Here is an 8,355-nt window from a genome sequence, read left to right as displayed (position 1 = left end):
CAAACCGCCAAACCGCCAAGCCGCCCCCAGCAACCCGCCAGCACGCTTCAATTCCCCCCGCCCTGTCCCGGCACTTCATCCGCGCAACGGGCACTTCGACTCGAATGCGCCAAACCCCTCATATCCCGACAAAAAACTATGTAGCCGACACAAGAATGTGCTAGAAATCTACAACGCACGGGGCACTGCCAAAAGGCACACGGGGCAAATAACTTGCGCTTTCAAAATTCTTAATCGGCCGCGAGGTGGATCATGAGAATAAGAACGGTGTTGGGGCTTGGGGTGACGACAATGGCTTCAGCGCTCACGCTACAGTGCAGCCTTGCATGGGCCGACGGCCCCGAAGCCGCCTATGCCGCCGACGAGGCGCCGGCCGGCTCGCTCAGTCCGAACGAGTATCAGGTCAACGCGGACGGCATGAAGGAAGATCCGAAAGCGAAGATGTCGGACGTGGCTCGCGCTTATCGCAATGGCTATATCAATCGCGGCAAGCAGGATCAGGCCGATTACAACGCGATGATCGATTCGCACAACCACGGTCAGCGGCAACCCACCAACACACAGGTGGCCCGCGTGGACGTGCCGCCGTTGCCGGCCGGCGTACCGGAAGACGACAACTCGAAGTACACCACCATTCCGCCGCAACCTCGTCAGTACGCGCAGCAGCGCCAGGCCGCGCAACCGCGTCAGGTGCCGCAACCGCCACCGCCGCCGCAATACAGGCAGGCCTACCAGGATCAGCAGTACGCTCCGCCCATGCCGATGCAATATCAGCCGGCGCCGGAGTATGCGCAGGCGCCGCCGCAGCCGGTCTATGCAGAGAGTCAGCCCGTGTATGTGCGGCAGGAATATGCTCCGCCGCCTCAGATCCAGTATGTCCCGGTCTACGCGCAACCGCAGTACGAGGAGATGCCCGTGGTCGAAACCGTGGTCCAGCCTCTAGCTCCGCCCGTCGCGTATCAGGTCTACCGGCCGCCGGTCTATTGGGGCGCGCCGCGCGTGTACGCGTATCGGGCACCGGTGATGAACTATCGCGTATGGCGGTAACGCATTGACAGACAGGTCGCCGCGTCGCGGATCGGCCGCGCGACGTGTTGGTCTAATGTCCGCCGCCGCGCCATGTTCGCACCGTCAGCCGGTTCGATACCGATCTGACGCCCCGCACCGACCTTGCTGCATTTCCGGCCCGCTGGATCTGTGAGCGCTGCGGCACGGTGCCGGTCAACGTCACCACGCCGTGGCGTGCCTGCACGTGAATATTCGCGGAGTTCAACCCTGTCGTACGCGTGAACGCGCGGCGCACGTCACGAACAATCGTGCTATCCGACCGGTTGTTTGAGGACGAACGCGCACCGACAGACGGATTTTGCGCGGCCGCCTCGGTTGGTGTGCCGCCGGATGTCTGCGCGTGGGCGGAGTTCGCGCAAATCGCAATGACCACAGACGTCATCGCGCCGATTATTCTGCTCGCGCCGTTTGTTTTCATTTGTGCTCCTTTGCCGGTTTGTCCAGAACTGCCGTTCGAGCCGCGTAGTGCCAGCGGGGCAGAGGCAGCAAGAGCGATGCCGCCTCGAGACGGGTGTACCGCCGTCCGAACCGATTATAGGCTGCGAAGACAGGATGAACAGGGCGTTCGCGGCTGGGCCGGGCGGCGTCGGTGTATCGCCCGAGCTGGCCGCGAACTGCCCGCCGCGCCATTTCAAACGACCCTGTCATGCGCCTACGCCTTGGCCAGAATCTCCTTGATGATCCGCACGAATTCGTCCGCCGGTTGACCGCCCGTCACCAGATATCGACCGTTGAAGATAATGGCCGGCACGGACTGAATGCCCATCTCGTGGTTATTCCGTTCTTCGGCGCGAACCTCATCGGCATAGGTTCCGTTCGACAGAACTTCACGCGCCTTTGCGGCATCGAGTCCGATGGATTGTGCTGCTTCGACCAGCACGTCGTGGTTGCTCGGATCTTTGCCGTCGCCATGGTAGGCGCGCAGCAGCGCCTGCTTGAGCGCCAACTGCCTGCCTTCGATGCCGGCCCAATGCAGCAGGCGATGCGCGTCGAAGGTGTTATAGACCCGCGTGCGCGGGCCGAACACAAAGCCGACGCTCGCACCGCGCTCGCGGATCATGGCTTGTGTGTCGGCGATTTGCGCCGGCGTGCGTCCGTATTTCTTGCCGAGATAGTCGACGATGTCCTCGCCTTCCGGTCCCATCTGCGGATTCAATTCGAACGGATGCACGGTGATCTGCGCCTGCACCGCTTCGCCGAGGCGAGATAGTGCCAGCTGAAGCGACGATAAGCCGATCGCGCACCAGGGGCAGGCGATGTCGGAGACAAAATCGATGGTGAGCGTTTGTTTCATTGCGGTCCTTACTGGAATGACGGGTTGCGCGGTCGACCTGGCGCGAGCGCGACAGCTGCAAACAGCGTAGCCTGAATTGCGAACTCGTGCAGGAGCGCAGGTGTGTCGTGGCCTCTCGCGACCTCTCGCGACCTGTTTGCCTGGCCGCCAGGTCTGCCGAATTGCACAGCAAGACCCGGAGTGTTTTCCTGCCGCCGCACTCGTACACTGACGCTATCAATCCAATTCGACGGAGATGGCGATCCGTACCGCCGCTATTCAATGATGAGCTCATGCATCGCACAATCCAACGTCATGCCATCGACAGCGACGATTCATCAGCGGGTCGACGCGCTCGACTGGCCCCGCATCGAACAGGACCTCGACCTGTACGGATGCGCGGTCGTGCCCGGACTCGCCACATTGCAGGAATGTGACGCGCTGGCAGCGCTTTATTCTCACGACGACCTCTATCGAAGCCGCGTCGTCATGGCTCGCCACGGCTTCGGCAGTGGCGAATACAAGTACTTCGACTATCCGTTACCGGAGCTGATCGGTGCACTGCGCACGGCGATCTATCCGCATCTGGTACCGCTGGCGAACCGCTGGAACGAAGTCATGCATATCGGCGTCCGCTATCCGGCGAAGCACGCGGACTTCATCCGGCGTTGCCATCACGCGGGGCAGGTCCGTCCGACGCTGTTGATCCTGCAATACGGTGCGGGCGACTACAACTGTCTTCACCAGGATCTTTACGGCGAGCATGTATTTCCGCTTCAGGTCGCGATTCTGCTGTCGGCGCCGGGGCGCGATTTTACCGGCGGCGAGTTCGTCATGACGGAGCAGCGTCCGCGGATGCAGTCACGCGCGGAAGTGGTGCCGCTCGCCAAGGGCGATGCGGTGGTGTTCACGGTGAATAGCCGGCCGGTGCAGGGCACGCGCGGCCCGTATCGCGTCAGGCTGCGTCACGGGGTCAGCCGGTTGCGCTCGGGTCAGCGGCATACGCTGGGCATTATTTTCCACGACGCGTTGTGAACGCGACAACATGGTGTGCTGCGGCGCGCGCCGCAGACTTTGGCGAATTGCGCGGCCTGCGTCACAATCGGAGGACTGACCGCCGAATGACGCCATGGAAAACCTTCTCAAGAGACTCGACCTCACTTCGCTGCGCCTGTTCGTTGCCGTCTGCCAGGAGCGCAACATCGCGCGAGCGGCCGAGCGCGAGTTCATCGCGTCGTCGGCGGTGAGCCGGCGCATCGCCGAGATCGAGGCGGTGATCGGCCTGCCGGTGATCCAGCGGCAGTCGCGCGGCATCACGGTAACGCCGGTCGGCGAGACCGTGCTGCGCTACGCGCTGGCGATCATCGGCAACATCGAGCAGATGAGCGCGGAGTTGTCGCGCTTTTCGTCGGGCGCGAAAGGACGCGTGCGGGTGGTCGCGAATCTTTCGTCGATCGTCCAGTCTCTGCCGGAGGATATCGCCGCGTTCGGGCGCGTATTCCCCGACGTGTCGATCGAACTGGAAGAGGAGAACAGCGCCGACGTGCTGCGTATCGTCGACGAGCACGGCGCCGACTTCGGCATCTGCAACCCGGTCGCCGGCAGCGAAGCGTTCGAGCAGGTGCCGTACCGGCAAGACCGGCTGGCGGTGCTGGTGCCGGGCGACCACCGTCTCGCCGACGCGTCGCGCGTGGTGTTCGACGATCTGTTCGACGAGAGCTTCGTCGGCCTGCGCAGCGAGAGCGCGCTGACGCACCTGCTCGCGCAGCAGGCGGGCGAGGCGGGGCGGCAGCTCGACGTGCGGATACGCGTCAGCAGTCTCGACGCGCTGTGCCGGATGGTGCACGCGGGGCTCGGCATCGCGATCGTGCCCGAGCAGGTCGGGCTGCTGTACGTCAATACGCTCGACGTGCGCCTGTTGTCGCTGAGCGATGCGTGGGCCGTGCGCCGCCTGATGATGATCTTCAGGGCGCGTGAGCAGTTGAGCGCGAGCGCGGCGGCGCTGGTCGGGTTTCTTGGCAACCAGCCCTAGCACGCGCGAAGCAACGGCGAACGCAGCGCCGACCAACGCAACCCGACCACCGCAACCCGACCACCGCAACCCCGACCAACGCAACCCGCGACCAACGCAACGCCAGCGAGCACAACCGCGACGAACCCCGCAGTGCGCCACACGCTCCAGCACTCGCCAACCGAGACGGCTGCGTTGCCGCACCGGCACTTCGGCATCGGCTTTGCGCGCCGTATAGTGAGCGCAAGGAGAATGCATCGATGAGCGACACGATCCGCCTCGATGGCCGCGTGCTGTACCTGTCCCAGGACCCCGCGGTGATCGACGCGCAACTTGCCGGCGAAAATTTCACGCGCGCCACGGCGGGGCCGTTACGCGAGAACGTGTCTACCGACGAAATCACGCCGGTCACCGTGATGCTCACTTACGACGAACGCCTCGGCCAGTATCCGTATGTCGGTTTCAAGGCGGGCGAGCGCATGCCGATCGGCCGCAACGCGGTGAAGCACGGCGGCTTCCAGGTCACGGTGGCGGGCAAGCGCTACGGCAAAGGCTCGTCGCGTGAATCGAGTCCGCTGGCGGAACTGTCGGCGGGCATCCGGCTGATCGTCGCGGAGAGCTTCGAGCGGATCTATCAGCAGAACTGCGACAACATCGGCATTCTCACCACCACCGATTTCTCCGTGCTCGATCGTCTGATCGCGGGCGAAGCGGTGCCGATCGACGAGTTCCTCAAAGGCCGCGACGCGCTTACGCAGCAGATCATCCGCAGCGGCGGTCTGCTCGCGTACAGCAGGTTCGCGGACTGGCCCGCACCGCGCGTGCGCGACGAGGCGGCGAATGCAACGGCAGCCACGCCATGCATCGAACCGAAGACGCTGGTCGAGAAGATCATCGAGCGTCATCTGCACCCTGGCATCGCGAGCGCGCAGCGTGGCGACGGCGTGTTCATCGCCGCCGACTGGCGCTTCAGCCACGACTACTTCACCGGCATGTGCGCGCATCTGATGCATCGCGCGTTCGGCAAGCCCGCGCCGCTACATGCGCCGGATCACATCATCGCGTTTCAGGATCATCTGGTGCTTGCGGCACAGAGCATTCCTCATGTGCGCGACGGTTTGCTGCCCGGCGTCGCCAATCTGATGGAAGGCCACACAGCGTTTTCGCGCGACTATCCGGTGCGCTCGCACGGCGCGCTCGATACGCTGCCGGGCTCCGAAGGCATCTGTCATGCGCTGCTGGCCGAGCAATATGCGTTGCCGGGCGAGGTGGCGTGCGGCACGGATTCGCACACACCGCATTCGGGCGCGCTCGGCTGCCTCGCGTTCGGTGCGGGCGCGACGGAAATCGCCAATAGCTGGGTGACGGGCTACGTGCGCTGCAAGGTACCCGAGACGCTGCGCATCGAGATCGACGGCGGCCTGCGCGACGGCGTGACCGCGAAGGACGTCGTGCTGCATCTGCTGCGCACGGACGCGATCCGCTCGGGCGGTGCGATCGGCCTCGTATTCGAATACGGCGGTGCGGCGGTGCGCGCGATGTCGATCGACGAGCGCGCGACCTTGACCAACATGGTCGCGGAGTTGGGCGGCTTCACCGGCATCGTCGAGCCGGACGAACGTACGGTGGCGTTTCTGAAGGAGCGGCGCGGCGTCGATTTCATGCTTGAAAACTGGATGAAAAGCGACCCGGGCGCGAGCTATCGCGACATCATCCGCATCGACGCGAGTGCGATCGAGCCGATGCTCGCGCGCCCCGGCGATCCCGGCAATGGCATGGCGGCGGCGCAACTGGAGCAGGACGTGTCGATCGATATCGCGTACGGCGGCTCGTGTACCGCAGGCAAGCGCGAGGACTTCGATTTCTATCACGAGGTGCTGCATTGGGGCGTCGAACATGGCCTGCGCGTGCCGCAGAGCACGCGGCTCTACCTGCAATTCGGCACCATGGCAGTGCGCGCGTATTGCGAGCAGCAAGGCTATCTGCCCGTGTTCGAACGCGCGGGCGTGACGCTCGTGATGCCGGGCTGCGGGTCGTGCGCGAACTGCGGACCGGGTCAATCGGCCGACGCGCATCAGGTGACGATCAGCGCGATCAACCGTAATTTTCCGGGCCGTTCGGGCCCGGGCGATGTGTGGCTCGCGAGTCCTTACACGGTTGCGGCGAGCGCGCTGGCCGGAAAAATCACCACCTTCGAGCAATTGAAGCACGAGCGCGGCTAGAATGCTGGCCGGCTTGCGGGGCCGGCAGCGTGGTGCGTGCGCCGCATGAAATAACAACAGGCCGGCACTAGAGCCGTTCCAGCGAGCGTCATTTTTCGCCCGCATCACTAGGAGACAGACAACATGGCATCTCCCGATCACGGCGCGTACGTCGCGCGCAGCGACGGCCACGCGGCGTCTCGCGCCAGCGCGACCGCCGACGCGACCCGCGCCGCGTCGCTCGACGCCGGCAGCATTTCGGCGCGTCTGGACCGGTTGCCCGCCACGCGTTCCATCTGGAAGCTGGTGGTGCTGCTGAGCCTCGGCTTCTTTTTCGAACTCTACGATCTGCTGTATTCGGGCTATGTCGCGCCGGGTCTCGTCAAGAGCGGGCTTTTGAGCGCGACGACGCACGGCCTGTTCGGCTCGACGGGCGTCGCGAGTTTCATCGCCGCATTGTTCAGCGGGCTCTTTGTCGGCACGCTCGCGTGCGGGTTCCTCGCGGATCGCTTCGGACGCCGTGCCGTATTCACCTATTCGCTGCTGTGGTACACGGCGGCCAATGTCGTGATGGCGTTTCAGGAAACGGCGACCGGTTTGAATATCTGGCGCTTCGTGGCGGGCATCGGCATCGGCGTCGAACTGGTGACCATCGGCACGTACATCTCCGAGCTGGTACCCAAGCAGATTCGCGGCCGCGCTTTTGCGTGCGAGCAGGCGGTTGGCTTTACGGCGGTGCCGGTGGTGGCATTTCTATCGTTTCTGCTGGTGCCGCGCACGCTGCTCGGCCTGGACGGCTGGCGCTGGGTCGTGTTGATCGGCGCGCATGGTGCGCTGTTTGTCTGGTGGATCCGTCGCGCGTTGCCGGAAAGCCCGCGTTGGCTGGCACAGCAAGGACGTCTGACGGAAGCCGGGCGCGTGATGAGCGCACTCGAAGCCAAGGTGCGCAGCGAGTACGGCCGCGAACTGCCGCCGCCCGCACCGCCGGTGCCGGTCGCGCCACGCGGCGGCTTCCGTGATATGTGGGTGCCGCCGTATCGCAGCCGCGCGCTGATGATGACGATCTTCAACATCTTCCAGACGGTGGGCTTCTACGGTTTTGCGAACTGGGTGCCAACCCTGTTGATCAAGCAGGGCATAACGATCACCACGAGCCTGATGTACTCGAGCGTGATCGCATTGGCGGCGCCGCTTGGTCCGATCATCGGCCTTTTCATTGGCGACCGCTTCGAGCGCAAGACGGTGATCGTGTCGATGGCTGGTGTGAATGTCGTCTGCGGGTTGTGGTTCAGTCAGGCGTCGGGCGCGGTGCTGCTGGTGAGCCTCGGGGTGTGTCTGACGCTCGCAGGCAACATCATTTCGTACAGCTACCATGCGTACCAGACCGAACTTTTTCCCACTAGCATTCGTGCGCGAGCGGTGGGCTTTGTTTACTCATGGAGCCGGTTTTCGGCGATTTTCACGGCCTTTCTGATCGCGTGGGTCTTGAAGCACTTCGGCACCACCGGCGTGTTCGTGTTCATCGCCGGCGCAATGTTCATCGTCATGCTGGCGATTGGTTTGCTGGGGCCGCGCACAAAGGGTATTGAACTGGAGAAGATCTCCCGGTAGCCTGGACGATCTGCTCTGCCTCACGGCGGCAAACGCGTAAGGAAAGAGAAGGCAATCGACATGAACATCATCGCCACAGTCCTTGCGTGCGCGGTTTCGGTTACGGTTAAATAAAGCCGCGTCATCGCATTGCTTGCAATGCGATGACGCAGCGGTACTCTCTTTCCAAAAAGGCAACCGGAAGCCCGCTC

7 protein-coding genes are annotated in these 8,355 nt (G+C 63.8%); 5 read left to right on the top strand and 2 right to left on the bottom strand.

All coding sequences use genetic code 11. The annotated features are described in order from the left end of the window. The first annotated feature begins 252 nt into the window (after positions 1–252). Positions 253–1,047: a hypothetical protein gene (locus tag BN2475_RS08530; protein ID WP_094779094.1), complete on the top strand. Its 795-nt coding sequence runs from the start codon at positions 253–255 to the stop codon at positions 1,045–1,047. Between the two features lie 52 nt (positions 1,048–1,099). On the opposite strand, the gene BN2475_RS08525 is transcribed toward BN2475_RS08530, so the two are convergent. Then, positions 1,100–1,450 (bottom strand): BON domain-containing protein, encoded by a 351-nt coding sequence (locus BN2475_RS08525; RefSeq protein WP_245841207.1) that lies wholly within the window; start codon positions 1,448–1,450, stop codon positions 1,100–1,102. A 270-nt stretch (positions 1,451–1,720) separates the two neighbouring features. Continuing rightward, positions 1,721–2,362, bottom strand: a complete 642-nt coding sequence (locus BN2475_RS08520; RefSeq protein WP_094779092.1) for a DsbA family oxidoreductase — start codon at positions 2,360–2,362, stop codon at positions 1,721–1,723. A 294-nt stretch (positions 2,363–2,656) separates the two neighbouring features. On the opposite strand from BN2475_RS08520, the gene BN2475_RS08515 reads away from it, so the two are divergent. From BN2475_RS08515 to BN2475_RS08500, 4 genes are all read left to right on the top strand, one after another. Next, complete coding sequence (locus BN2475_RS08515; RefSeq protein ID WP_094779114.1) at positions 2,657–3,376, top strand: 2OG-Fe(II) oxygenase; 720 nt, start codon at positions 2,657–2,659, stop codon at positions 3,374–3,376. A gap of 94 nt (positions 3,377–3,470) precedes the next feature. After that, positions 3,471–4,373 (top strand): LysR family transcriptional regulator, encoded by a 903-nt coding sequence (locus BN2475_RS08510; protein WP_094779091.1) that lies wholly within the window; start codon positions 3,471–3,473, stop codon positions 4,371–4,373. Between the two features lie 239 nt (positions 4,374–4,612). Beyond that, positions 4,613–6,574, top strand: coding sequence for an aconitase family protein (locus BN2475_RS08505; RefSeq protein WP_094779090.1), 1,962 nt, complete (start codon positions 4,613–4,615; stop codon positions 6,572–6,574). Between the two features lie 123 nt (positions 6,575–6,697). Further along, on the top strand, positions 6,698–8,164 hold the full coding sequence (locus BN2475_RS08500; protein WP_094779089.1) for an MFS transporter: 1,467 nt from the start codon (positions 6,698–6,700) through the stop codon (positions 8,162–8,164). Positions 8,165–8,355: the final 191 nt, after the last annotated feature.

Origin of the sequence: Paraburkholderia ribeironis (genome assembly GCF_900019265.1) — a bacterium.
Taxonomy (GTDB): domain Bacteria; phylum Pseudomonadota; class Gammaproteobacteria; order Burkholderiales; family Burkholderiaceae; genus Paraburkholderia; species Paraburkholderia ribeironis.
The sequence above is the reverse complement of the archived record's forward strand: the minus strand, read 5'-3'. Positions and strand labels throughout refer to the sequence as shown.

Excerpts from the sequence above, each read along its gene's own strand:
- BN2475_RS08530 (WP_094779094.1), top strand. The coding sequence starts at position 253 with ATGAGAATAAGAACGGTGTTGGGGCTTGGGGTGACGACAATGGCTTCA.
- BN2475_RS08525 (WP_245841207.1), bottom strand. The coding sequence starts at position 1,450 with ATGACGTCTGTGGTCATTGCGATTTGCGCGAACTCCGCCCACGCGCAG.
- BN2475_RS08520 (WP_094779092.1), bottom strand. The coding sequence starts at position 2,362 with ATGAAACAAACGCTCACCATCGATTTTGTCTCCGACATCGCCTGCCCC.
- BN2475_RS08515 (WP_094779114.1), top strand. The coding sequence starts at position 2,657 with ATGCCATCGACAGCGACGATTCATCAGCGGGTCGACGCGCTCGACTGG.
- BN2475_RS08510 (WP_094779091.1), top strand. The coding sequence starts at position 3,471 with ATGGAAAACCTTCTCAAGAGACTCGACCTCACTTCGCTGCGCCTGTTC.
- BN2475_RS08505 (WP_094779090.1), top strand. The coding sequence starts at position 4,613 with ATGAGCGACACGATCCGCCTCGATGGCCGCGTGCTGTACCTGTCCCAG.
- BN2475_RS08500 (WP_094779089.1), top strand. The coding sequence starts at position 6,698 with ATGGCATCTCCCGATCACGGCGCGTACGTCGCGCGCAGCGACGGCCAC.